The 26,149-nt window shown below is 47.3% G+C and carries 21 protein-coding genes; 11 read left to right on the top strand and 10 right to left on the bottom strand.

Annotated elements, in window-relative coordinates:
• Positions 1-5: 5 nt before the first annotated feature.
• Both J0A68_RS19185 and J0A68_RS19180 read left to right on the top strand, forming a co-directional pair.
• The gene (locus tag J0A68_RS19185) at positions 6-2,900 is read left to right on the top strand and encodes an ATP-binding protein (protein ID WP_206579864.1); all 2,895 of its coding nucleotides are present in this window, start codon (positions 6-8) and stop codon (positions 2,898-2,900) included.
• 1 nt (position 2,901) lies between these two features.
• A complete protein-coding gene (locus J0A68_RS19180) occupies positions 2,902-4,587 on the top strand; it encodes a response regulator receiver domain (protein ID WP_206579863.1) in 1,686 nt (561 codons plus the stop codon).
• 45 nt (positions 4,588-4,632) lie between these two features.
• On the opposite strand, the gene J0A68_RS19175 is transcribed toward J0A68_RS19180, so the two are convergent.
• The 4 genes from J0A68_RS19175 to J0A68_RS19160 form a co-directional block, all read right to left on the bottom strand.
• Positions 4,633-5,655, bottom strand: a complete 1,023-nt coding sequence (locus J0A68_RS19175) for a DNA cytosine methyltransferase (protein ID WP_206579862.1) — start codon at positions 5,653-5,655, stop codon at positions 4,633-4,635.
• A 100-nt stretch (positions 5,656-5,755) separates the two neighbouring features.
• Positions 5,756-6,586, bottom strand: a complete 831-nt coding sequence (locus J0A68_RS19170; RefSeq protein ID WP_206579861.1) for an HNH endonuclease — start codon at positions 6,584-6,586, stop codon at positions 5,756-5,758.
• Positions 6,583-7,335: a hypothetical protein gene (locus tag J0A68_RS19165; protein WP_206579860.1), complete on the bottom strand. Its 753-nt coding sequence runs from the start codon at positions 7,333-7,335 to the stop codon at positions 6,583-6,585. Before J0A68_RS19165 ends, J0A68_RS19170 begins: the two co-directional genes overlap by 4 nt.
• A gap of 31 nt (positions 7,336-7,366) precedes the next feature.
• Positions 7,367-8,203, bottom strand: a complete 837-nt coding sequence (locus J0A68_RS19160; protein WP_206579859.1) for a protein NO VEIN domain-containing protein — start codon at positions 8,201-8,203, stop codon at positions 7,367-7,369.
• Positions 8,204-8,346: 143 nt separating this feature from the next.
• Here J0A68_RS19160 and J0A68_RS19155 point away from each other — a divergent pair, with 143 nt between their 5' ends.
• Complete coding sequence (locus J0A68_RS19155) at positions 8,347-8,655, top strand: hypothetical protein (protein ID WP_206579858.1); 309 nt, start codon at positions 8,347-8,349, stop codon at positions 8,653-8,655.
• 653 nt (positions 8,656-9,308) lie between these two features.
• Complete coding sequence (locus J0A68_RS19150) at positions 9,309-9,746, top strand: hypothetical protein (RefSeq protein ID WP_206579857.1); 438 nt, start codon at positions 9,309-9,311, stop codon at positions 9,744-9,746.
• 4 nt (positions 9,747-9,750) lie between these two features.
• Here the strand turns inward: J0A68_RS19150 and J0A68_RS19145 are convergent, their stop codons facing one another.
• Together J0A68_RS19145 and J0A68_RS19140 are read right to left on the bottom strand one after the other, a co-directional pair.
• A complete protein-coding gene (locus tag J0A68_RS19145; protein WP_206579856.1) occupies positions 9,751-10,647 on the bottom strand; it encodes an Abi family protein in 897 nt (298 codons plus the stop codon).
• Between the two features lie 177 nt (positions 10,648-10,824).
• Positions 10,825-11,295 (bottom strand): very short patch repair endonuclease, encoded by a 471-nt coding sequence (locus J0A68_RS19140; protein ID WP_206579855.1) that lies wholly within the window; start codon positions 11,293-11,295, stop codon positions 10,825-10,827.
• Between the two features lie 381 nt (positions 11,296-11,676).
• Here J0A68_RS19140 and J0A68_RS19135 point away from each other — a divergent pair, with 381 nt between their 5' ends.
• The 3 genes from J0A68_RS19135 to J0A68_RS19125 all read left to right on the top strand — a co-directional run bounded on the left by J0A68_RS19135 (position 11,677) and on the right by J0A68_RS19125 (position 14,455).
• Positions 11,677-13,512, top strand: a complete 1,836-nt coding sequence (locus J0A68_RS19135; protein ID WP_206579854.1) for an alpha/beta hydrolase-fold protein — start codon at positions 11,677-11,679, stop codon at positions 13,510-13,512.
• A 211-nt stretch (positions 13,513-13,723) separates the two neighbouring features.
• Complete coding sequence (locus J0A68_RS19130) at positions 13,724-14,122, top strand: hypothetical protein (RefSeq protein ID WP_206579853.1); 399 nt, start codon at positions 13,724-13,726, stop codon at positions 14,120-14,122.
• A 12-nt stretch (positions 14,123-14,134) separates the two neighbouring features.
• The gene (locus J0A68_RS19125; protein ID WP_206579852.1) at positions 14,135-14,455 is read left to right on the top strand and encodes a hypothetical protein; all 321 of its coding nucleotides are present in this window, start codon (positions 14,135-14,137) and stop codon (positions 14,453-14,455) included.
• 499 nt (positions 14,456-14,954) lie between these two features.
• Here the strand turns inward: J0A68_RS19125 and J0A68_RS19120 are convergent, their stop codons facing one another.
• Complete coding sequence (locus J0A68_RS19120; protein WP_206579851.1) at positions 14,955-15,977, bottom strand: LLM class flavin-dependent oxidoreductase; 1,023 nt, start codon at positions 15,975-15,977, stop codon at positions 14,955-14,957.
• A 177-nt stretch (positions 15,978-16,154) separates the two neighbouring features.
• On the opposite strand from J0A68_RS19120, the gene J0A68_RS19115 reads away from it, so the two are divergent.
• The gene (locus tag J0A68_RS19115) at positions 16,155-16,856 is read left to right on the top strand and encodes a YiiX/YebB-like N1pC/P60 family cysteine hydrolase (protein WP_206579850.1); all 702 of its coding nucleotides are present in this window, start codon (positions 16,155-16,157) and stop codon (positions 16,854-16,856) included.
• 13 nt (positions 16,857-16,869) lie between these two features.
• Here the strand turns inward: J0A68_RS19115 and J0A68_RS19110 are convergent, their stop codons facing one another.
• A complete protein-coding gene (locus J0A68_RS19110; RefSeq protein WP_206579849.1) occupies positions 16,870-17,343 on the bottom strand; it encodes a very short patch repair endonuclease in 474 nt (157 codons plus the stop codon).
• Between the two features lie 1,023 nt (positions 17,344-18,366).
• Here J0A68_RS19110 and J0A68_RS19105 point away from each other — a divergent pair.
• Genes J0A68_RS19105 through J0A68_RS19095 form a run of 3 tightly spaced genes read left to right on the top strand, consistent with a single transcriptional unit; the run spans position 18,367 to position 19,833 of the window.
• On the top strand, positions 18,367-18,771 hold the full coding sequence (locus J0A68_RS19105) for a hypothetical protein (RefSeq protein ID WP_206579848.1): 405 nt from the start codon (positions 18,367-18,369) through the stop codon (positions 18,769-18,771).
• Positions 18,772-18,783: 12 nt separating this feature from the next.
• The gene (locus J0A68_RS19100) at positions 18,784-19,104 is read left to right on the top strand and encodes a hypothetical protein (RefSeq protein WP_206579847.1); all 321 of its coding nucleotides are present in this window, start codon (positions 18,784-18,786) and stop codon (positions 19,102-19,104) included.
• Between the two features lie 3 nt (positions 19,105-19,107).
• A complete protein-coding gene (locus J0A68_RS19095) occupies positions 19,108-19,833 on the top strand; it encodes a LytR/AlgR family response regulator transcription factor (protein ID WP_206579846.1) in 726 nt (241 codons plus the stop codon).
• A 12-nt stretch (positions 19,834-19,845) separates the two neighbouring features.
• On the opposite strand, the gene J0A68_RS19090 is transcribed toward J0A68_RS19095, so the two are convergent.
• Both J0A68_RS19090 and J0A68_RS19085 read right to left on the bottom strand, forming a co-directional pair.
• Positions 19,846-24,138, bottom strand: coding sequence for a PAS domain S-box protein (locus J0A68_RS19090; RefSeq protein WP_206579845.1), 4,293 nt, complete (start codon positions 24,136-24,138; stop codon positions 19,846-19,848).
• 342 nt (positions 24,139-24,480) lie between these two features.
• Positions 24,481-26,040, bottom strand: coding sequence for an FG-GAP repeat domain-containing protein (locus J0A68_RS19085; protein WP_236025669.1), 1,560 nt, complete (start codon positions 26,038-26,040; stop codon positions 24,481-24,483).
• Positions 26,041-26,149: the final 109 nt, after the last annotated feature.

Below are 26,149 nucleotides of genomic sequence, written 5' to 3'. Positions count from 1 at the left end.
TAGTAATGCAATTTAGAACAAAAGCCAGAGCAGTAGATTTATTGGGAAAGGGACAAATTGCAGACTTGCCAACTGCAATCACAGAGCTATGGAAAAATGGCTACGATGCTTATGCGGACAACCTGAAAGCTGATCTATACAAAGAAGGCTACAACGGACTTTCAAAATCATATTTTTTAATCGCTGATGATGGAAAAGGAATGTCCAGTACAGATGTTTTAGACAAGTGGCTAGTGCTTGGTACAGACTCAAAGTCTAGGGCCGAATTGGAGGAAGAGTCGGAAGATACCCTATGGAAAAGACCACGTATTAAAGCCGGAGAAAAAGGCATAGGACGTTTGTCTGTAGCCTATCTTGGTAATCCGATGCTCATGCTTACAAAGAAAATCGGCTATCCTTTACAAGCTTTGTATTTTGACTGGAGATTGTTAGAGAACTACAATTTGTTCCTTGATGATATTACTATTCCGATTAGGTCTTTTGAAAAAACCGAATTACTGAATACCGATTTTCCTAAACTGAAAAAAATGTTCTTATCAAATTTTGATAAAGAAACGGACTCAGATGATAAACCAATTTGGGAAGGAAAACAAATAGAGTTGAAATCTGATATTATTTTTGAAACGGAAAATGCCATATTGGAAGAACCGATTCTGAATAATATCCTATCTTTCTTTGGATCTAAAGACGCTCACGGAACGATGTTTTTGGTTTTTAATCCTATAAATCAAATTATAGAATTATCGGAAAAAGACGATGACAATATAGATGAAAAAATGTTTGTAATAACCAGCTTATCAGGTTTTACAAATCCGTTTAAAGAGAAAACCATAAACATCGCCACCGCTATAAATATTCATACAGAATCTGAACAATACGATTTACTTACCTCATCAGGCAACTTCTTCACAAGGAAAGACTTTGATTTAGCAGATGTATTTATCGATGGAAAATTTGATGGTAAAGGGGGGTTCGCCGGACAAATAAGAATTTATGATCAAATAATTGATTACGATTACGCAAATCCAAGAAAAAGAAACTCAACATCATTTTACGGCGAAATCCCAATTGAATTAGGATATTCGCAAGGTGAAGAGAAGTCATCTCTTCTTACGGAGCAACAATTTGCAAGTCTAAAAACAAAAGCAAATCTATATGGAGGGCTTTATATCTACCGTGATGAATTTAGAGTACTGCCTTATGGAAGACACAATGCAGATTTCTTAAATTTTGAGCAAAGAAGATCTAGAAGAGCCGGAACGTTCTATTTTTCATATCGAAGAATGTTTGGTTATTTAGGATTGAAAAGAGAAAAAAATCCCAAATTAATAGATAAATCAAGTAGAGAAGGCTTAATAAACAATACTCAATACCGAGCTTTTACAAATGATGTTATAGGTTTTTTTGTAACATTAGCACAGGACTATTTTGCCACAGAAGCGAAAGAATCGCTGTTTCTCGACAAAAAGAAACAAATAAATGACCAAAACGAAGCGCTGCAAGCTGACAAAGCCAGAGAAAAAGCAGAGAAAATTGCTTTTACTAAGTCGCTGAACAGCTATCCGCAAAGAATAGATGACCATCAAACAAAATACGAAAGTCTTCTAGACACACTGGACGAGAAACTAGACACTATTAATATCACATACTCAGAGGTTGAAGATATTCTAGATGAACTTCAAAAGTTAGATTTAGAACTTAAAGGTTTAATTCCTAAAATTCCGAAACGCTATAAACCTACGGAAACACAAATAGAGCGGTTGTATAAATTTGAAAACCGCCTAAACAAATACATTGAGCTTGTCACTCCGAGAAGAGAAGAACTAAATAAAAGAGCACAAGACAAATTAGAAATCCGGGATTTAAAGATTGACTTTACAAAAAAATACAACGCATATATTTCTTCTTTAGAAAAGATGCTCAATGAATACAGACAGCAACTTGATGAAAAATCTGTTTCATTAAATAAAGATTACAGAGAAAGAGCTAGACGACTAATCAACTCCTTATCAGAAAACAAACAAAAAGTACTCGATAGTATAGTTTCTAAAGAACAGGTAAGCCTATATACTAATGAAATTGAGAAGCAATACAATACTCTGTCAGAGGAAGCTGAAAAAACACTATTTCCGTTAGTTGAGCACATAAAAAGACTATCGTTTGATATCGACGAAGAACAAGTTCAGGGAGCATATAAAGCTCAATACGAGCAAATGAAATATCAATGGGAACAAACTAGAGATACAGCTCAATTAGGAATTGCAGTTGAAATTATCGACCACGAGTTTAATCAGCTGTATGCTAAAATCAACAGTCAACTAGGAGAATTAAGTAAAAATGAAGCCATCAGTTCATTTAAGGAATTTGGATATTTAGAAAAGAATTTCCAACAATTGGAAGACAAGTATGCCCTGTTATCTCCGTTGTACAGAATTTCTGGCGCACTAGTCAAAAATATTTCGGGTGATACTATTTACAATTATTTACAGGAATTTTTCGAAAATCAGATCAAAGAATACAATATAATATTTGAGGTGTCAGAGGAGTTCAAAAAAAATTTGATTAGTATTAAAGAGCCTATAATTCACACGGTATTTATTAATATTATAAACAATGCCATCTATTGGATGCGTAACAAAGAACAAAGAACGATAAAACTGGATTATTTGCCTGAAATAAAAGAAATAATTATTGCTAATTCTGGACAAAAAATACCTGATTACAGATTGGATAAAATTTTTGATTTATTTTATTCTCAGCGTCCTAACGGGAGAGGAATTGGACTTTACTTGTCAAAGCAAAGCTTGAACGAAGCAGGCTTAGACATTTATGCAACCAACGATAAGAAATACAACACTTTAAACGGAGCCTGCTTCGTGATAAAACAAAATACTGAATAAAATGTATAACGATAAAGCGTTTACCATATTAAATTCTTCCATAAATTCGGCTGTTTTTATCGATGATAAGGCTAAAGATTTTTATTCTGAAACTCCTATTAACATGAGCGTGGGTGAAGAAAAACTATCTGGGGACTTATTCAGAACTTTCAAAGAGAATGGGAAAAGTTTGATTGTCCATAAATTTGAGAAAGAACAAATGACAAATGATTCATTGATCAATTATTTGTTTGCAGGAAAAGACTTAATTCTGTTAGACTGGGAACTCGATGATAATGACGGACAACAATATTCACTAGAACTGCTTTCAAAATCCATAGAAGCCCCATACATTAATTTTTGCTGCATTTACTCAAGGTCAACAAATTTCAACAAAATACCTCTTTATTTAACAGCATACTTCTCTGGATTACAAGAGAAAGAAATTGAAAATATAGAGAACACGTACAACCATCTAACAGTCGAAGAAATAGAAGAGTTTCGCAATAACGCAAGTAAAGACATTGACTCATTTTTTAATGAAAATCAGATAGCTGTAGACACTTTTCCGATTGAGAAATTTAGAGATAAACCAAAGGAAACTATACTGGATTTAATCAACATCGCCCTTAATAGAAATTTATACTTCTTTCCAAAAAAGGCGCAAATCAATCATGAAATCATTTACTCAGGAGAAGATTCTTTTATTATAAACAATACTTTTGTGCTAGCCATAAAAAAAGAAAAGGGAGATTCAGACTATAATTATTTAATCAAAAGAATATCAAACGAAATTGTAAAGAATAGAAGTAGTTTCTTCCAACTACTTGGATTAGAAATGCAGTCGGTATTTAACTCAAATGAACGGTTCATTGATGAAACAATATTAAAGTCTTCAACAGAAGCTCTTTTTCAATTCAGAAATCACATTAAAGATGACAAATCATTCGGAATTATTATTAAAAAATTGCTGATAGAACAAGCTACATTAAAATTGAGAACCGCAAAACTAAAGCTTCTTGATTCTGATTTTTTGGAACATAAAAGTGGTGAAATTAAAAAAGCTGCAACAAATGAAGATTTATTTCAATTAAACGTCTTTTATAATTCAGTAAGTGTCAGAAGTTTAAACCCAGACGATGTCCCTAACTTAAATTTCGGAGACGTATTCAAAGATTCGCTCGACAATTATTATTTATGTATAACAGCCCTTTGTGACTGTTACTACCCTAATAAAATTGAATCAAATTTTTATTTTGCAAAAGGAAAGGAATTTCCGGATATGGAAACAGCTTTGCGATTAGGAGACACTGCTTTCCTAAATTTCTTGCCAAATAATAAGATAGTACAATGGGGGGATACAGAAATTGTAAAGAAAGGAAAAATCAGAAAACAGGAAACTGAAACAGATGAACAGTTTAACTATAGAAAGTTAGAGATAGAACTACAAGCTTACAAGCAATTTTTGCACAAGCCCTTTTACATAAAGCCTAAAGTGTACAACGTTGAAAGAAACAAATTAATAGGCAACAAAATTAGAATTTGGGATATAACAAATAAATTCACAAAAGAGGAGATTGACCAAAAACTTAATTATTTTGATGTTGAGTATGTAACCACTTTACGTAATGATTATGTTCAAAGAGTAGCCAATCATGCTTTCGGTCATCCGGCGAGGGTTGGGGTCGATTTTGTAAAATTGGCATAAATTATTTTAACAAAATTTAAAGTAGAAAAACGAGGTATAGTTATTTTATCCTAAGTATAAATCGATGTGGTTTCTTAACTGAGCTGATTGAATCCTACTGAATTCAGGCGGTAAAGCATTTCCAATCATGAGCGCAATATTGGTTTTAGGAGCGTCGAGGGGAAATTTATAATTCGATGGAAACGACTGCAACAGAGCAGCTTCCCTTGCCGAGATGCATCGATCTTGCTCCGGGTGAAGGAATCTCCCTTTGGATGGATTAAGGCAACCGCCAGTGATGGTAGTAGAATATTCGTTCCACCGAAGTCGCCCGTACACATCATTAAATCCCACACTAGGTCTTTGGTGGCACTTCAACTGTCTCTCCGGCCCTAGATCTTTTCTGCTTCCACCGTTCTTTGGAATGTCCTGAATCAAACTCTGTATCTGCGGAGTGTGCTTAGGGAAAACGGAGTGTAAAGGATCAGAGGAATTCCCCGGCAACGGAAGGTCTCCTATCACATCTTTCACCGTCACTTTCCCCTCCACCGGCCCAGCTACTTTAATGTCTCCCAGCCTAGATCCAACCAATACCAGCCGTTTTCTGCTTTGGGGTACTCCATAGTCCTTCACATTGACCACCTTGTAATCGACTTTATATCCAGCTCCCTTGAAAGTCTCAAGCGCTGCAAGAAAAAGATCGTACTTCTCCAAAGCAGGTACGTTCTCCATCATAAAGGTATAGGGTCTGAGTTCCATCACAAACCGCACATACTCATTAATCAGGTCATTCCTTTCGTCGAAGACCTCCTGTTTCCGATTCAATCTTCTCATCGAACTGAATCCCTGGCATGGAGGGCAGCCTGCGAGGAGGTGAATCGTCTCGCCATTTAGCTTGTCCCTGATCTCCTGAAGGTCTACCTTTCTGATATCCTTAGTAACTACCTCGGTTCCCTCATGGTTCAATTTATAGGCTTTGGAGGCCAAAGAATCGATTTCAAAGGCCATTTTTGTATCAAAACCAGCTTGGTGCATCCCTTCCGTCAAACCACCTACACCGGCAAAAAGGTCGATTGCTAAAAGTTTCATTGATTGTGTTTTTGCATTTTCATGGGTAATCCACCATGTCAAGCAAAAATCAATGATTTTAGGAACTAAAACGAGAAAAGTACGAAGTATTTTGATGCAATTAATACCACTTGATGTATTTCAAAGAGGGTGGTGTTCGTGTTCTTCCTTTTGTCTGATTACAAGTTCCACACAGCAACTGCAAATTAGACACATCATTAAGTCCGCCTTCGGCTAGAGGAACCATATGGTCATAATGGCGTTTGCTGTTAGGAGTAAGCACTCCCGAAATCTCTTTCAGGCAAAAGGTACACTGACCTTTATCTCTATGAAATACTGCATTCTTGGCCCACTGAGGTATATGAGCTCTTTTAAGCGTTCCCTTTGAGGTAAAAAGTGATGAAACATCAAGATCAGAATCCTCATTGTCATTCCGATATAGATCCAGATTTCCAGCCACTAACTCATTAAAATCATTCATTAAGCCTCTGTTGTTAAAAATAACATAGAAAACCTCATCAGCTATTCGATTAACTACTTCCTCAAAGTAGCCGGTAATGAGTACTTCTTCGTAATACTCCTCCAAATCGGAGAATTCATGATTTGATTTACCTTCTAAAAACTCATCAAAAGACCAGTTTAAGCCAAACACAGAAAAGGCATTGTCGATGTAAGGACGAAACTTGAAGTAGGAATTTATCTTACATAACTTCCAATCCTCCTCATCATATGCGGTCATGTCTTCATGGAGGAAGTCAGAAATTACTGATCTGCAAAAGGAATGAAGAGCACTTTCTTTTTGATAAGGAAGAAAAATACTACTGCCTACATTTTCCCGGAAATTGGATAAAAATCCAATCGTATCAGGGTCACCAGTCAATATATTTGAAATGATATTTGAATAGTAGTAGGTGCTGTAGAAATTGTTGTCGAAGATCTTAGAATTCTTCATTCGCTTGAACTTTTGAAACACCTTAAAAATTCAATCGTATTTTTCAATTTTCCCTCTGTCCCAGGATCTAAAGGCCCTTTGTTGTAGCTTTCAAAGTTATCCCTTATTCCTTTACTCCTATTTTTAAAAGCTTCCTCATTTAAGCCACCTTTGACGAGCATAAATGCAAATTCTTCTTTCTCCAAAACTCCATTTTTGTATGGAATGAAATATGGAATACACCAAGGCTCCAAAAAAGCGCCAGGGACCTCGCCCTTATCCGTAAGGTAATCGACAACAGATTGATCTATTACCGTTCCAGCCCAATTCTGGGACTCAGCTTTTTCATACGCGGAGATTAGCCCTCTACCATATACTGAGTTAATATTGTATTTATTGCCCCTGCCATTCAAATAAGAAAAGTCAACTCCTTCTAGTTCTCCATGAACAACCGCTCCCCTTGCAGGAAAAAAATAACCATTAGTTCTCCAATTGAATATATACGAAACTTCGAGAATCTCTTTCAGAGACTCTATACCGTCATCTTCAGTCCAAAAAATGATTGTGTCAGAGAAATTGATGCAATTAATGTTACTTTTTTCTAAATCTGCGACTATACCATGCGGCGCATCTTTTGTTTTTTGTTTTGCAATAGCCTGCTCGATTTCTCTGAATATGTGGCTCATTCCTTTTTCTTGGTCAAGCACATCATTCTTCTCGATGAATTGTCGAAAACCCAAGTAATCAAAATATGCGATGAATTTTTTCATATAAATATTATCAAGGTGAAAACAAAGAAAGTCAAAACCACCCCCTGTACTGCACCGGTTCTTTGGTACAGAACGAATCAAAGTCACCTAGGAGCGTAAAGAACTTGGGAGACTTCCCGAAATCGAACACCCGATAGAGATGATAATTTGCCTCATTTTCCCTTGAAAACCTGTATTCATTTGAGGTAAAAAAGATCGGGGTCTCCTTGGCCAGCTTTGTGGTCTTAACTTCGATGTATTTGTCGGTGCCATTTGGGTTTCGGGACAGGATATCGAAGCCAGCGCCATCGTCATAGGCAGAAACCAATTCCACCTTTTCGGAGAGATTATGCAATCCCTGTTCATTTAACCTCCATTTCTCATACTCAATCACCAGTGATTCTCCCCTACTGCCGAGTTCCTGATTTGCCTGCTCCCGCTGGAGGTAGTTAATCTTGACTGGCCGTCTTTTGTAAAGAGCCCGTGGCTCCGCTACCTCTTCGATCTTTGGCGGCGACACCAGCATGGTTTCGAAGTCCTTACTGGGATTGGCCAATTCAGGAACCATTTCGGCAAAGCGCTCAAAGCTATGCTCAAATTCAGTGAAGTGAATTTGGATGTAAGAAGCTGCCTTATCTTCAAGTACCTGCTGGTAATTCCATCGCGGCTTATATCCTTTTATGAAAGGGATGCCAAACTTGGCCAATACGGCACTGATGTTCTGGTGTTTGAATTCTATTGATCCTTCTGATCTGTTTTTCAGAAGCCGAATTAACTCCTTTCGATGAGCGGACTTGTTGTAAGGCCGTCCATGAAGCTCATTTTTAAGCATTTGGAAATAGTCGGCAATAGCCAATTCGACCTCTTGTTCTGACCAATCTTCTTTCATTAATGGACTAAATGCTATAAGAGCTGACGACTTTGATTTATAAGACCAAACTAATGAACTCTTTTGACAAAACAAGTTGCAGAAGCCAGACAGTTGGTGACGAGTATCTGGATAGTTATCCTGGGATTGGAGAATTTAACCCCATGAAAAACATCCGCCTGAACTACCGCTACCGGGATGCGCATAATTACAAGGAATTTGGGAGCATGGTCTTTGCCAATCCTGCCGGAATGTCCGTCGAAGCGGCCACAGACCTGCTACGGGGAAAACTGATCTCGGAGGAGTTTTTCGTGCCACAGGACTGGGGACTAGCCCGGCTGCATGCTAGTTCCTATAATCCGGAAGTGGATCATGAATGGCATGAGTTTGAGGAGTTTGAAAATACCGATGATCCGGCTACGGATGGAAGGGATGTGATGGAGTTTTTGGAAGGGGTGGTGAAGGGGGACTAGGCCTGAATGCTTTGAATATAGTAGTGGGCAGCATACATTGCTCTCTTCCTTTATGTCCTTTTTCCTTGATGAAAAAGAACGAAAAAATCAAGACGCAAAAAAGCTTCCTCCCGCAAGGCCGGACGCCGGCCCGCTTTTGCGTCGGCCCACCGCGCCTCTCCGATTGATGTTTTGTAATAGCAGGGCAAGCTTCAGATGCAAAGCCACACCTCTGTTGTCCTGTTGGGATTTACATCCTCAGTTACTCCCTCATTTACACCCTCGTACTCCCTCAGTTAGTCCCTCATTTTTTGCTAAGTCGTGGCCTTCAGGAGAGAAATGCTTGTTCATCTTCGGCAGTTGCGACAAATTCAAATCCGCATCCCTTGTCGGGACATCGGTGAAGCTGTGTTTTGGCCAGCGTATGACTTAGATCTGAAAGTATTTCGCTTCGAAGTCCGCAAACGGAGCAGGTTTGTGGCTGGTCAGTCAGGATAGTTTGATGGTCAATCAGGGACTTTTTCATTGATGACGAAAATTACCGGATTTCCACAATTCCAACGTAGTGACCGTCTTCATCTGCGACAAGGTGTGTCATTCAATCTGCGATATGGCAAGGGTATGAAAAGGATCAACGACATTCGACTAAATATAAATGGCTTATCGACGAGGTTATGGCAGAAATAGAAAGCTTGGTTGGAAGAGCACTGTTGGGATTTGGCAATGCTGAATTCCTGCTTGATCACCTATTGTATAAAATCGGCCTGACTCAGTCCAAGTTTGAGTTTATGGGTAACATCAATACTGGCGTCAAGATGAAAGAATACCGCGCCAAAGTAGCTGAATCCGGATTTGACAAAACTGAGGAGCTTATTGAGCTGATGGATGAGGTCGACTGCTTCCGAGAGCTGAGAAATTCGCTGGCGCACTCGATGATCTTGAAGAGTATGTCAAATGAAGAGCTATACATCAAACATCGGTTTAAGTCTTCAAAAACGGGGGTTCAACGCTTCACCGAGAGTTTTACCAGAGCAGAATTGGAGCGACAGATCCAAGAATTCAGCGAGACTCGGAGAAGATTAAATGGGATGTTGAGAGAATACCAGGTTTGATTCTCTAGAGAAATGCAGCCGTAGTTTTCCAATCAGTGGGGAAACCCATGTATATTTTATTGATTTCCGGAAAATTTTCCAGAAGATCAATCAGTTTTTGCCTGAACCTGTGACCAGGCGAAATGGAATCGAGCAATTTTGAAATCAATGTGACTACGCCATAAACTGTCGTATTGGAGTGTTCATCCCAAAATCCGGCAAACGCATATTTTTTACGGGTGGGGATTGCAGGTCTATCGGCAGTGATTCTTCTATTCCAGAGTCTGCAATGATGAGCACATACATTTCGAACGTTGTTCAGGTAAATCAGCCAAGAAGACAGAATACTGCTCGGCAGACCAAACGCTGAGGCAATATCGTTTTTGCCGCCGGCCGACTTTAATCCGTCGTATAGCCTTGTCAGTTTCCCAAAAGAAAGGAGCTCCAATGCCATATTAGAAGGAGGAAGTCTTTCTGAGGTGTATTTTGATTTGAATGCTTTGATAAACTGCTCTTTTTCATCCCCCACAGAATCATGAATGTCAGCCTGAATCATATCAAAGACATCTCTTCTGTCGAAAAGGGTAACATCGGTGTACCAGAAAAAACCGAACTCCAGACTGAAGCGATTAGTCATCAACGCGCGAAGCGACACCTCGATTCTTTCGAGGTAATCCATCAATAGCATCCTTAGTTTTTTGTCAAAATGATAGGTATCGATCACTTGGCCAAAGGTGATGCCCGGATAAAATCCATGATCGCCATCCGAGGATTGCAGATGATACATGTAGCCGGTCAACCGATAATATCCGATCGATTCGATGAACTTTGTCGCATGCTTTTCATCCCTAATAAGAAGACCTCTTTGTCTTAAAAGTCGAATATGATCGTCTGTCGAGATTGGCGGCTTTTCGTATCTCATGTTAAAAAATTGAAAAATTTGGCAAAAAAAAGCCCTGCAAGATGCGCATGTAAACAGAGGCGTGCAGGGGATTGATAAACCAAAGGTAAATAATTCGATTATATTATCCAACGGGACATTGAAATCCAACGGGACATTGAAACTTTTGAAGTCCAGCTTTTCTATTATGCGTATGCCCTAATTCATTTGTAACTGATCAATGATTGATTTCAAACACTCTCCCACCTCCCCCTTCACCTCAAAATCCCAAAACCTCAACACGGTCCAGCCCTTGGACCGGTAATAGGCATTGACTTCCTGATCGCGCTGCATGTTGCGCTCGATTTTGGCGATCCAGAATTCCCGGTTGGATTTGATGCTGTGTTTTCGGTTTTCCCAGTCATACCCATGCCAAAAGACGCCGTCCACAAAGATGACCAGCTTATATTTTTTAAGGCTGATATCCGGCTTGCCGGGCAGGGGCTTCTTTGGGGATTTGTAGCGGACCCCGGCCTGCCAGAGGACTTTCTTCAGCAACTTTTCCGGTTTGGTGCCCTTAGACCGGATGCGGGACATGGTCTTCGAGCGCTGGGCGGTGGTGTAGAAGCCGTTTGCTTCGCAAAACACCGGCACGGCTACCCTGGGGCGTACGTAGGGCTTGAGCTTCATGGGGTTAATATAATGGATTTTGGGAGGTATTGAGGTAGGGAGGAAGGAAGATCGGAGACGGAAGCTTCTTCGGTATTTTTCTAACGTGGGAATTTGGGTAGCCGTATTCTTCCCGTCTTCTGCCTGTAAATCGTAAATCAAAAATCGTATATCCTTCGTCCGAATTGCAAATCCTACGATAGTCCATTCGCCATTGCAAATGCCGAACAGCGGGGTGTTAGGGGTTGGGAAATTAGAGGAGGAGGATGCTTCGGTTTCGCTCTGCACAGGTGTTGGGCGGTTTGGAAGTCTGAAGTCGAGAGCTTGGGGGGTGGTGAGTCCGGAACTTGGACGGATACGGGATAAGGTTTATTTTTAGTCACAACGGAAACCCATTGACCTATGAAAAAAATTTTTCTACTATGCTTTTTGGCCTGCCTACCTATGGCCTTGGCACAAGCCCAGCAAGGCCACAAAGAACGAGTCAAAGTACATAGCACTGCCCTAGAGGGAAATCTGATCGGCGATCCAGCCGACAGGGATGTGACGGTGTACCTTCCCCCCTCCTATCAAAGCCATCCGGAAAAACGCTTTCCCGTGCTCTACATGCTCCATGGCTTCACCGACACGGATTCCCAGTGGTTTGGCTGGGAAGCGCACTGGATCAACCTGCAGGAGGTGATCGAAAAATCAATTGCCGAGGGTCTTTCCAAAGAAATGATCGTGGTGATGCCCAATGCCTTCAACACCTTCAAGGGAAGCATGTATGCGAGTTCGGCCACGGTCGGCGACTGGGAAACGTTCGTCACGAAGGAACTTGTCCAATATGTTGACAGCAAGTATCGCACCCTCGCGAAAAAGGAAAGCCGCGGCCTGGCGGGGCACTCCATGGGCGGCTATGGCACGCTACGTCTGGGGATGAAATATCCAGAGGTCTATGCTGCCATCTATGCCTTGAGTCCCTGCTGCATGGACGGAGGCGCCTCGACCAACCCGGAAATGATTGCGAAGCTGGAAGGAATGTCCAAGGACCAAATACAGGGGGCCTCCTTCTTTGAGGTAGCCACACTGGCGACCTCCGCGGCTTTTGCCCCCAATCCTAAGAACCCGCCCTTTTACCTCGACCTCCCAGCCAAGGATGGAGAAGCAAGACCCGAGGTGATCAACAAAATCATCGCGAATCGTACCCTGACCACCATTGACCAATATATCCCAAACCTGAAAAAACTCGGGGCTATCGCCATGGATGCGGGTACAGAGGATAGAGGAATCAGCGAGGCAACGAAAAAGCTCCACGAGGTGCTGGATGCCTACCAGATCCCGCATCTTTACGAAAGCTATGAAGGCGACCACCTCAACCGCATCGCCGAACGCATCCAGACCAAAGCACTCCCCTTCTTTTCGGAAAAACTGAAATTTCAAGCCGAACCCGTGTCCGAAATCATCGAAAACGGAGGCACAGGCGCCTATTCCGCGATCATGGTCACCGAGCACTCGCTGCCGACTCACACGGTTTTCAAGCCCCAAGACCTGAATGCATTCGGTAGAAAGAACAAGCTACCCATCCTTGCCTGGGGGAACGGAGCCTGCTTCGACTCGCCTTGGGAGCATGTTAATTTCTTGAATGAAATCGCCTCACACGGCTTTTTGGTCATTGCCATCGGCACCATGCCCAAGCAGACGGAGATCCGTTCCAAATCCCAAAAACTGTTGGATGCCATTGATTGGGCGATTGCGCAAAATACCGACCCCAACAGCCCCTACTACCAAAAGATCGACACCGAACACATCGCCGTGAGCGGGATGTCCTGCGGTGGACTGCAAACGCTGGAGGTAGCGGACGATCCGCGAATCACCACAGTAGGGGTCTTCAACAGCGGTATCCTGCCAAATCCAGGAGCTGGGATGCCGGGTATGCCACAGGTAGCCAAGAGTCAGTTGCAAAAAATAAAAGTGCCTACCCTCTATCTCTTGGGAGGGGAATCCGACATCGCCTACGGAAATGGCATGGACGACTTTCAGCAGATCAACCACGTACCGGTTTTCGTCGGTAACATGGATGTGGGACATGGTGGGACGTACGGCCAACCGCATGGAGGCGAATTTGCCCGTGTGGCCACAGCTTGGTATCAGTGGCAACTGAAAGATAACCGGAAAGCAGGAAAGCTCTTTAGGGGAGATTCCCCCGAGCTCGCTGACTCTTCGGAGTGGACTATCCAAAAGAAAAACATGCCTTGAATCCCGAGAGCTTTGTAGGCTAAAAAGCAGGGGTCGGCGCTGAAAGCGAGAAAGTCTGTCTGCCCTGTCGACGGACGCATGCTATTCACCTATAGGTAAACTACATTGAACAGAACGTACCGATCAGAGTCAGGAGCATACTGTAGTTTTGGGCAAATGAAAGGAAAAAAGTTGTTCTGTCACCCAACCAGTCCCCCCAGATTCTAAGCCTATGAAACCAGCAAGTCAACAAGCAAGCCAAGCCGCCACCGAGACCGATGCTCGGGAAGAACTCATTGACACCTACGACCTATTCGCTGGCATTTTTGAAGAATTGGGGGGACCTTATTCCTTGACTCCCAGACTAGACAGCAATCTGCCGTTGATCTACGGCAAGTTTGCCAAACTCTGCCACCTGATCAGCCTCTCCCTCCAAGACTACCTCGAGGCCCAGCCCACGGGAGGGAAAGGCAAGCTCATCCACATCTCCCACACCAAGAGCCGCCTATACTGGATCTTCAATTTCCAAATGCTCAGCCCCCAGGCTGTACCTGTCCAGTCCCTATCGATCCAAAAATCCTCCATCCTTAGCATCTACTCCCACTCTCCCTTTGGCGGAGAGCTATCCTAAGCCCAAACTCCCATGGAGCCCACTTTTAGCTACCTAGACAATCTCTCCGGAGAGAACAGGGAATTCAAGATGAGAATCATCAAGATCATTCTCACCGAACTCCCAAAGGAACTTGAGCTTTACCACTTTGCACTGAGCCTGAAAAACCACTTCTGGGCTTCGGAAATTGTCCATCGGATCAACCAAAAGATCTCCTTTCTCCAGATGAACGAGGCGGTGAACCTGGTAGACATCCACGAAGTCCAGCTCAGGGCGGGTAGTACGACCTATGTGGATGCGTTCAATGAAATCGTCAACACGATCCTCGAATTCTTGGAAAATAGCCAAAAGTGATCCGTGGACTAGCACAGGGGCTCTTTGGCGTGTTGTTACTGAGGCACATACCACGTAACTCTCGCGTAGGCCATGGCCTATGACCTAATAAAAAATCTATTGTCGCCGACGGTGATTTGGCAAGTAGCCCTTCCTTTCCGTCGAAATTGACGATCTCCAAATCCTCAGTCCTCGGCCTCTCCAGGCGCAGGTACTTACAAAACTCGGGAATGGTGTAGGCAAATAAACGACAAACCTAAGCAATCCCCTTCTTCCAAGGACGAAACGAATCACTGGCAAATGGATACAGATTACGGATTTGCCAAAAGACCTGATCGCATAGTGGGACAAACAACAGGAACAGACCTAGCGCCAGACCTGTCGATGTATTGCTTTATTTCTGGCTTCGGAGGCGGAAGACCAAATACTCTGCAAGCTGACACATGATCCTCGGCAGGAAAAAAATACTGCCAAAGCAAACCCTTCGGCAGTATCCCATAGCTATCCAGTCTTTCTGCTTTTACCTCCAGCCCAGTTCAGGCGCGACATAGTTCAGGATGGATTCCAGCACGTGGACATTGTACTCCACCCCTAGCGTGTTTGGGATGGTCAGGAGCAGCGTGTCGGCCTCTTGGATGGCTTCGTCCTGCGCGAGTTCCTTGACGAGCTGCTCCGGCTCAGCGGCGTAGCTTCTGCCAAAGATCGCCCGCTTGTCGGCCTCGATCATACCGACTTTGTCCTTCCTGCTTGCTTCCTGCCCGAAATAGTATCGATCCTGGTCGCTGACCAAGGCAAAGATGGATCGGCTCACGGACACTCTTGGCTCCCGGGTATGGCCGGCCTCCCTCCAGGCTTCCCTGTAAAGCCTGATCTGCTCGGCCTGCTGGATATGGAAGGGCTTGCCGCTCTCGTCGTACTTCAGGGTAGAGCTCTGGAGGTTCATGCCCATCTGCGCCGCCCACACGGCCGTGGCATTGGAGGCCGAGCCCCACCAAATGCGGTCACGCAGCCCTTCTGAATGCGGCTCCAAGCGCAGCAAACCCGGAGGGTTGGGAAACATGGGATAAGGATTGGGTTTTGCAAAGCCTACACCTTTCAATCTTTCGTAAAACTCCAGAGCCTTTCTCCGACCCATATCCGCGTCTGTTTCGCCCGGCTCCAAGTCATAGCCGAAATACCTCCAGCCGTCGATCACCTGCTCGGGCGATCCCCGGCTGACTCCGAGTTGCAAGCGGCCTTCCGAAATCAAATCAGCGGCCCCCGCATCCTCGACCATGTACAGGGGATTTTCGTAGCGCATGTCGATGACGCCAGTTCCGATCTCGATCTTGTTGGTTTTGGCACCGATGGCCGCCAGCAGTGGAAAGGGGGACGCCAGCTGCCGGGCAAAGTGGTGTACGCGAAAGTAGGCCCCATCCAAGCCGATCTCCTCCGCCGCCACGGCCAAGTCAATGGATTGGAGCAGGGTGTCGCTTGCCGTCTTGGCTTGATAGGCAGGATGCTCTGCCCAGTGGCCAAAGGATAAAAATCCGATTTTTTTCATGTGATAGTTTTATGAGAGTCACCTACCCCGCTAGCCACAAAAGGCGATGGGATAGTCAAGCTTGCAAACAATGCTTGGGGAAAAACTGTTCAGTGGGAAAGAGGGAAGTTAGGAAGCAGGGACGTGGGAAGTGGCTCGGAATATCTTTGGTACCTTCGCATTCCCAACCCCCTTCCCATGAACTGCCTACTCCGCCGGCTGGGTATCTTTTGCCTGCTTCTTTTCCCCAGCCTCACTTCCCTGGCCCAAGGCCAGCTCCGTTACCACAACCTGAGCCTACAGACCGGCGACCTGCTCTTTGTGGGTGCGAAAAAAGACCAGCTCTCCGGAGCGATCAACCGGGTCACGCAGCGGGAGGCGGAGGCTTCCTTCGACCATCTTGGCATCTTGGAAACCGACAATGGGCAGCTATACATCCTCCACGCCAGTACGGAAAAAGGCTCCGTCCGCGAGCCCCTGGACAGCCTTGTGAACCGTGCCAGGTCCAAGGAAAAGCAACTTGTCGTCTACCGCCTGACCCAAGAGGCCCAGGCATCCATCCCGCGGGCGATTGCCGTAGCCAAGAGCCTACTGGGTAAACCCTACAATTGGACCTACGTGCTCAACGACTCCTCGCTCTATTGCTCGGATTATGTGGAGCGGGCCTTTCGCCATGCGGGACTGTTCCAGTTGGAACCCATGACCTTCATCGATCCGGCGACAGGGCAGACCGATGTCTATTGGGTGGAGTTTTACAAAAAGCTGGGAATGGACGTCCCCGAGGGACAGCCCGGCTGCAATCCCAATGGTTTGGCGGCAAGCGAGTATTTGATGAAAATCGGAGAATTGGAAGTGGAAAACCAGGCCCTAAACGCCGATTTTCCAACCAAGCCAAGATAACCTGCATGCCCCGCTAGGTGATAGGCTGAAGTTGGTCGAGGATATTTTTCAGGCAAGCGCCCAGTTCATCCTTGATCTCAAAGTCCCAGAAGCGCAGGACCGTCCAGCCTTTGGACCGGTAGTAGGCGTTGACCTCCCGGTCGCGCTGCAGGTTGCGTTCGATCTTGGCGATCCAAAATTCCCGGTTGGAGTGAATGCTCTCCTTTCTCCGCTCCCAGTCATAGCCATGCCAAAAGGAGCCGTCCACGAAGATGACCAGCTTGTACTTCTTTAGGCTGATGTCCGGTTTGCCGGGCAGGGGCTTCTTGGGGGATTTGTAGCGGACTCCGGCCTGCCAGAGGGCTTTCTTCAGCAGCTTCTCCGGTTTGGTGCCCTTAGAGCGGATGCGGGACATGGTCTTCGAGCGCTGGGCAGTGGTGTAGAAGCCGTTTGCTTCGCAAAACACCGGCACGGCGACCTTGGGGCGTACATAGGGCTTGGGCTTCATGGGGTTAATATAGTGGATTTTGGGGACGGAGGTGGGAAGGTCGGGAAGCAGGAGGCTGGGAAGTTGGAAGTTGGGAAGTTGGGAGTTAGGAGGCTTGGAAGTTTGGAAGACGAAAGACCGGAGACGGAAGTACCTTCGGCATGTTCCAAACAGCGGTTTCTGGAAAGCGGCATCCTGTGTCTTGCGCTCGTAAATCGCAAATCAAAAATCATAAATGTCGGGAAGCAGGAGGCTGGGAAGTTAGGAGGCTTGGAAGTTTGGAAGACGAAAGACCGGAGACGGAAGAAGGTTCGACGCTGCCTTGGGCCAACTCCCCCTTTGATTCGAATTCCCAAAGTGGAATACTGCATTCCGTCAAAGGGGGCCGGGGGGATTTGTGACGCAAACCTCCAGTCATCCGCTCGTAAATCGCAAATGTTGGAAGGAAGGAGGACGGGAGGTGGGAAGTTGGAAGTTGGGAGGTTTGGAAGACTGAAGATCGGAGATGGAAGACCGGAGACGGAAGTACCTTCGGCATTTTCGAAACGCCGGCGTCTAGGAAGCGGTATCCTGTGTCTTGCCCTCGTAAATCGTAAATCAAAAATCATAAATGTCGGGAAGCAGGAGGCTGGGAAGTTAGGAGGCTGGGAAGTTAGGAGGCTTGGAAGTTTGGAAGACGAAAGACCGGAGACGGAAGAAGGTTCGACGCTGCCTTGGGCCAACTCCCCCTTTGATTCGAATTCCCAAAGTGGAATACTGCATTCCGTCAAAGGGGGCCGGGGGGATTTGTGACGCAAACCTCCAGTCATCCGCTCGTAAATCGCAAATCAAAAATCATAAATGTCGGGAAGCAGGAGGATGGGAAGTTGGGAAGTCGGAAGGCATGGAAAATCGCTTGATCGACAGGTAGCTACCATTCACCTATAGGTAAACCGTCCTCGACGGGATTCGCCGATCTGGGTCAATAGGGCTTCGTAAATTTGGGTACATGAAGGGAAAAAAGTTGTTCAATCACCCCATTTTGTCCCCCCAAATTCTAAGCCTATGAAACCAGCGTGTCAACAATCAACCAAAGCCAACACCGAGATCAACACTCGGGAAGAACTCATTGACACCTATGACCTCTTCGCTGGCATTTTTGAAGAATTGGGGGGACGATACGCTTTGACTCCCAAGCTGGACAATAACCTGCCCCTGATCTATGGCAAGCTCACCGAGCTCTGCCGCAAGATCTGCCACTTCCTCCAGGACTATCTCGAAACCCAGTCCTGGGGGAAAAGTGGCAACCTACTCCACATCTCCCACACCAAAAGCCGCCAACACTGGATCTTCAACTTCCAGGTGGTCGGCCCCCAGACGGTCTCCGTCCCTGTCCAGTCCCTTACCATCCAAAAATCCTCCATCCAGAGCATCTACTGCCACTCGCCCTATGGGGGAACACTATCCTAATCCCCTGCACTCATGGAACCGACCTTCAGCTACCTAGATCAACTGTCCGGAGGAAATCCGGAGTTTAAGATGAGGATCATCAAGATCATCCTCAACGAACTTCCCAAGGACTTCGACCTGTACCACTATGCGCTGAGCCTGAACAACTACTTCTGGGCGGCAGAGATCGTCCATAGGATCAAGCAGAAAATCTCCTTTCTCCAGATGAACGAATCCCTGAAGCTGGCCGACAAACACGAAATCGAGCTCAGGGAGGGGAATACAACTTATGTCGAAGAGTTTAATGAAATTGTTAATAAAATCCTTAAATTCCTCGAAAATAGCCCAGAGTAGTCCATGGATTGTATTGTTTTGGATGACGAAAGTGTTTCGAGGGAAATAGTCAGATTTTTGTGCGAAAAAGAGCCCGACATCAAGCTGATCGGGAGTTTTTCTTCCCCTATCGAAGCCTTCAAACTGTTAAACCAACAAGAGGTAGACCTGATCTTCCTGGACATTCATATGCCCGACTTTTCGGGCTTTGAATTTATCCAAACCCTAAAAAAACCTCCCCTGATCATTATCACCAGCTCGGATGTGGAGCAGGCCACGGAGGTGTTTGACTACGAAAGCATCATCGACTTTCTCAAAAAACCCATCAACCCGGACAAGTTTCAAAAAGCCATCAACAAGGCCAGAAAAATCCTCGAAGACAAAGAAGAAAAAAAGGAAAAACCCATTGCCCGGACCAGCAGGCCCAGCGCCAATCCCGCGCGACACCTCTACATCAACATCGACAAGAAGCTGATCAAGCTCGAGGTGCAAAAAATATCCTTTGTCGAAGCCCAGGGGGACTATGTCAGCGTACAGGGCGAGGCCATCGACTACCGCGTACACACGACCCTGACCAACATGGCCCAGAAGCTGCCCGAGGAGATTTTCTTCCGCGTTCATCGCTCCTACCTCATCAATCTCCTCAAGATCATCGACATTCAGGACAACACCATCCTGATCGACAAGTCGGTGATCCCCATCAGCAGGAGCAAGCGGGTACCACTGATGCAAAAGCTAAATCTGATCTAGGATTTCTTTGGACTAGTCGCCGTCCATGAGGCCGAGGACTGTCTCGATCTCTCCCAAAGTCTTGTGGATCAAGTCCTGCATGGCCGGCTCTTCCCAGCGCTCTGACAGCTCCAACTCCCGCGTCAGCGTAGCCAAAACTCCAAAGCCCGAGCTGACAGAGGTGCCATAGAGCTTATGCCCCGTCTCCTTGACTCCCTTGAGGTTTTTGGTTTTCAGGGTCAGCTTGAGATTTCTGGAGGAGCTGTTGAGCTCGTCCTTGACGATGGACAAGATCTTCTGTAGGAAGTCCAGGTTGCCGTCGGCGTAGGCTTTCAGCTTCTCCGAATCAAAGTGCATGGGCATCTCCTGGGATTTTCCCTCGGAGCCTTCCGTCCCGGCAGGCTGGCCCAGCCACTTGTCCAAGACTATCCTCAGCGTCCCCTCCACCACAGGCTTGACTACAAAATCGTCCATACCGGCCGCGAGGCACTTCTCCTTCTCTCCTTTCACATTGCCGGCGGTCAGTGCTACAATGGGCACTGCGGCGCAGTCGGGAATCCGGCGGATGTTTTGGGTGGCTTCGTAGCCGTTCATTACCGGCATCTGCACATCCATGAAAACCAAGTCCGGCACTTCTCTCTTGCAATAATCGACAGCCAGCTGTCCGTTTTCGACCTTGGTCAGGGCGACGTTGGGCAGGCAGTTGACCAAGATGGTCTCGGCCAGCAGCATGTTGATGGGATTGTCCTCGGCGATGAGGATCTTGAACACCTTGGTATTCAGCATCGGATCTTCCGTCACAGGCTCTACCGGCTCGTGTTTTTCGGCCAGATGCGCAAGTGCGTGATAGAGCTCCTGGATCTTCAGCGGCTTGATCAGCCTATACTTGATCCCAAACTCCTTGCAAGCCTGGATGATGCGCTGATCATCGGAGGAGCTGTGGAGCAAAAGGATCGGCATATCCTCCAGGTGACCGCTGAAGGTCTCCCTGATTTTGCGGATGGTCTCGACCCCGTCCATGAAGGGCATGTGGTAGTCCATCAGCACCACGTCGTAGCGCTTTCCGTTGGCCAGGTGCTGCAGCGCCTCAAAGCCGTTGGTCGCCTCGGTGGTCTTGATGTTTTTCAGCCGGAGCATCTGGTTGACGATGGTTCGGTTGTTTTCGTTGTCGTCCACCACGAGTACATGGTGGATGTTTTCCAGCCCCTCCCACTCGATGGGCTCACCTTTTTCGGAGGAAAAGGTCACGTCAAAATAAAAGGTACTGCCCTTGCCGAGCTTGGAGCGGATCCGCAGCTTGCTGTCCATCAGGCCCAGCAGCTTGTTGGAAATAGTCAGGCCCAGACCGGTACCCCCATATTTTTTGGTGGTGGAGCTATCCTCTTGGGAAAAGGCCTCAAAGATCTTGGCCTGCTTCTCGGGATGGATGCCTATGCCCGTGTCCCGCACTTCAAATCGGATCGAGGTTCTGTCTTCCTCGCTGTCCAGCATGTGGATTTTCAGCTCTATTTCCCCCTTTTCGGTAAACTTGGAGGCATTGCCCAGCAGGTTTACCAAAACCTGCTTTAGTCTTACCGAATCGGAATAAATGAATCTCGGCAAATCCGAGTCCACGTTGAGCAGCAGCTCCAGTCCCTTTTTCTGGATCTGGTAGGTGATGAGGTCAGTGGCTTGGGAGGCGAGCTCATAGAGGTCTGTTTTCTCCACGTCGAGTTCGAGCTTTCCCGCCTCGATCTTGGAAAAGTCCAGGATGTCGTTGATGATGCCCAGCAGGGCGTTGGCCGACTGGTTGACGATGGTCAGGTATTGGTTTTGGGTATCGGTGAGCTTGGTCTTGAGGACCAGGTCGGTGAATCCGATCACCCCGTTGAGCGGGGTGCGGATCTCGTGGCTCATATTGGCCAAAAACTCGGACTTGGCGCGGCTTGCTTCCTCGGCCATATTTTTGGCGAGCTGCAGCTCCTCCCGACGCTTCACCATGCCGGTGACGTTTTGGGTGAACATCATGATGCCGCCGATCTCGCCTCCATGCAGATACCAAGGCCGCATCTCCCAAGAGATGTATTGGGCCTCTTCCGCTCCAGGAAACATGATTCTCTCCTCCTGCTTGCTTTCTACAGCTCCGCTGAGGACGCGCTGATGGCGCTTGGTAGCCTCCTCGTTCATCATCTTGCTGAAGAGCTTGTAGTGGGACTCCCCTACTACCTTTTGCCCTTCTTGGTTGAACTCCTGCAGCCACTTGTTGCTGACGGCGATGTAGGTCATCTTCCTGTCCAGCATGGCCACCGCCGCCGGAGTATGCTTCACAAAGGCCGTAAGTCTGCTTTTCTCGTTGATCAGCTCGATCTGTGCTTCCCGCTTGTCGGTGATGTCGATAGCGATGCCCAAGTAGCCGATGGTCACCTGATCCAAATCCTTGATGGGCGTGACGACCAGCTCCACGAGCTTTTTCTTCCCATCCTTGGTAAGATAGGTCCAGTCTTTCTTTTCGGAACCGGTCTTTTCGGCACGGGCGACAAAAACCTCAAACCCCGTGACCGGATAGCCAAACTCCTCGGAGACTTCCTCGGAATGGCGGTCCATCTCCTCGGGCAAGTGGATGATGGCGGGGCTTTGCTTCCCTATCATCTCCTCGGCGGTGTAGCCGAGCATTTTCTCCGCTCCTTTGTTAAAGACAGTGATGATCCCCTCCGTGTCAGTGGCGATCACGCTCACTTCCGATGAGGCGTCAAAGACATCCACCAGCAGTTTTTTGGCCCGAGCGGCTTCCAGTTCTGTCTTCTTGGCCAGGTCTATGTCTTGGAAAGTCCCCACCAGACGCACGGTTTTGCCGTTTTCCTGGATAGGGTTTCCGATAGCCCGCACCCAAATGGTATTCGCCTGGGCAGTGATGATCTGTAGGTCAAGATTCCAGGGCGTTCCCTCTTCGATCGCCAGCTTGACAGCCTGGCTGATCTTTTCCCTGCTTTCCCCTTCTTTGTAAAACTCAATCCCCTGCTCCAGATTGGGAACAAAGTCCTCTGGCACTTCATGGATGAGCTTGGTAGCGGGTGTCCAAAGCAGCTTGTTGGTGGTCAAGTCCAGCTCCCAGCCGCCTACCCGTGCCACCCGTCCCGTCTCTTCGAGGAGGGTCTTGGTGACTTTGAGGTCCTTTTCCAGCTGAGCTCTGGAGGTAATATCGATGGCGTTGCCGATGACATAGGGCTCCTCCCCGTCCATCGGGCGCTGTAGTACATTGTTATAGAGCCAAGTCCGGACTGAGCCATCCCGGTGGCGTATATACATCTGCCCCTCTGCCTTGCCATGGGCCTTGATTTGCTCCAGGTAGTAGTCTATGCCTCCTTTGTACTCGTCGGGCACCAAGTCAAAAAGCGACTTTTCCAAGACTTCGGACCGGGAATATCCCGCCATGGCGGCACCGGAGGAGTTGACGGTCAGGAAGCGTCCGTTTATGTCGTGGGTACACATGAGCCCTTGGGAATTTTCGAAAAACTCCCGCATGCGGGCCTTGCTGTCCTTGAGCTTGTTTTCCAGTTTTTTCTCCTCGGTGATATCGCGCCCGATGGCATAGATACGATTGGAGTCCACATCCGGGGTAGCCGTCCACTGGATCACACGGAATCCGCCCGAGTGGGTGAGAAAACGGTGCATAAATTTCTGTGCAGTCTCCCCCTGGAGGAGCTGTCCAAAAACCTCGTTGGTAAGGGCCAAATCCTCGGAAAAAATATAGGAGTCAAAGGTCTGCCCCCCGATCTGCTCCCAGGTCCATCCCAAGATGGAGGTAAAGGAAGGATTGATCCGCTCAAACCGACCCTGGAAGTCGATGATACACACCAAATCATTGGAAAAATTGAAGATCTTCTCGAAGCTGCGGATCTTTTTGAATTCGGCTTTCTGCCAAAGACAATCTACCAGATTCTTCCCTACAAGCTCCAAAGCCTGCTTTTGCCCCTCTTTCAGCTTGGTTTCTTTTTTGCCAAACAGCGCAATGCCGCCCAGACTCACCGCACCCCTCAGCCATACGCAGCCTATGAAGGCCAAGCCCTCAGGCACAGCGGTCGAGACGGCGGTCTGGGCGAAGCTTTCCTCGGCGGTATCCAGGGATGCCAGGAAGGGAATGAAGTCCTCCGGATGTGCGATTCCCACATTGGATTTTGGCAGGAGCTGATTTTCGCCAAAGAAAAACAGCAGCGCCGCGGCGTCATCTCCGAGGGCACTCGCCAGCTGGCAGGCACGGTCCAGCTCATGCTCGGAAAGAAGGTCGATAGGTGGGTTTTCGGGAAACACAAAATCCCCTGAGGGGAATTGTTCGGAGTAAAAACTCATTCTGTTGGCAGTTGTTGAGTGCGCTAGCGCACGATAGTTGGCATCCAATATATAAAACAGCTTTGGTTTGATCTAGTCCTGTTTGGGCAGAGGTCGGAGCACAAAAACCTGCAGCACGCAAAAGACAGATTAACACCTACGAGAGGCAAATGAGGGGATTTCAAATGCAGCCCTCCCTCCAAATATTTTCATCGATTTTTCGGTCTCTTTTTGGGACAAAACCCAAAGAAGCCAATTTCCCGCCTGAGCAGCATATTCCATTCCCTGATTTTGGCGAGCGCGATTTCTGCCCGCCCCATTTGCCAGCGGCGGTGGAACCCTACCCCAGCTCGGCTTCCCCAACTATTTTCCGGATAGATTGTTTTCGAGGATCAGCACATTGGGAATCTCAGAGATGCCCCGTAGGAGGAGCTTGGTGTATTCCAGGGTGTTGTGTGCATAGGCTCCGAGGACGATATCCGCGTCCCCATCCCCATCCAGGTCACCCACATCCATGGTCAGCCACTTGGCGAGCGAGGCCTCTGGGATAAAAAAGGGCCTAAAGCCCAGCCCACCGAGGTTTTCAAAAAGAAGAAACTGCTGCTCCGCCTCGGCCAGCTCGTCATAGAAGGCGATGGTAGCCAAGTCCAGATCCCCATCACCGTCAAAATCCAGCGCCATCATCTTGGCTGCGCCGTATTGGGGATAAAACCAAGCCTCCTCATAGCGTCCCCCACCCTGGTCGGTATAGATGCGAAAACCATGGTAAGGCTTCAGCACAGAGGAATAGTCCCAGTTGTCACCGTTGCTGAGAAGGATATCCAGCGCTCCGTCCCCATCCATGTCCCGCAGCTCAAAATAGCTGCTACCCATGACCGGCGGAAAGCGGAGGAGAATCTTTTCCGGCTCAAAGTCGCCACCGCCCTTTCCATAAAAAACCGAGATCCGCTCATCCCCCTGGCAAAAAAGGGCCACGATATCCGATACGCCGTCGCGGTTTAGGTCGGCGACCTCCACCCTCCTGGCTCCCGCTCCACCCAGTCTGGTGGGCTCTACGCCCGCATCGCCATCGGGATAAATAACCAATCCCCCACCATGATGGCCATAGTTGCACAGCAGCAGGTCGGGCTTGCCGTCCTTTTCCAAATCTTCCCAGAGTCCATAGACAGGTCGCGCCAAGTCGTCCATGACCTGGCCCCAAGTGCCTTCGTTGAGGTCTATTTGATACACCGCTCCTTGGGAAAGATCGCTGGGTGCGATCGAGCCGATGGTGATGAAGTCGTACACGTTGGGGGATCTTTTCAGGAAATGTACTGCCGGGCTGGATATGGGAGGAAGGGTAAAGAGCTCGTCTTGGGTGTCTTTGGCGTAGAGCTGCAGGCTGCCTGCGTCGGAGATTAGCAATTCTCCCCTCTCCTCGTTGATCGCCACGAGGCTGGTTTGAGGGCTTTTGATCCCTTCGATGAAGAGCTCTTTTGCGGCAAAATGCTCCAAAATCTCCGGCGACACCTTGGGGATCTGGGCAGGCAATTCTACCGGCGCTTCTTGGCCATAATAGGCCACGATAGCCTGAAAATCCCGAGCGGGGAGCTGACTCGAAGCGGGGTAGCTGTCCAGCTTTCTCAGGATGGCAATCTCCTCGGCGGTCTTTTCCTCCCAAATCCCCAGACTGTCCTGAGCCGCCTTGAAGCCCATGTAGGCAGCCATTTGCGGCAAGACCTTCTTGGCCCATGTTTCCTTGGGCAAAAGCGAAGGCTCCGGGAAGGCGTGGCAGGAGGCGCAGTAGCCCTGCGCCAGCATTTTGCCCCTGAATACTCCGTCATCCTGAGCCCAAGCGACTGAGGAAAAAATCGCCAAAGCAATCAGGGCGATGCAGATGCGGCAGCATGCAGACTTTACTCGAAAAGGGAATTCTGAGGCCAAGGGATAGAGTTTTACCAAAGGCCTAATGTCCTGAGAAAATCCGGATGTTCCATTCCCTCCTTCAAAAGGTTTTGGCCAAGCGATGCCGGCACCTCGCCCCCAAGTTTTC

It is taken from the genome of Algoriphagus oliviformis (genome assembly GCF_017254915.1).
Taxonomy (GTDB): domain Bacteria; phylum Bacteroidota; class Bacteroidia; order Cytophagales; family Cyclobacteriaceae; genus Algoriphagus; species Algoriphagus oliviformis.
This window is presented reverse-complemented; position numbering and strand designations above follow the sequence as displayed.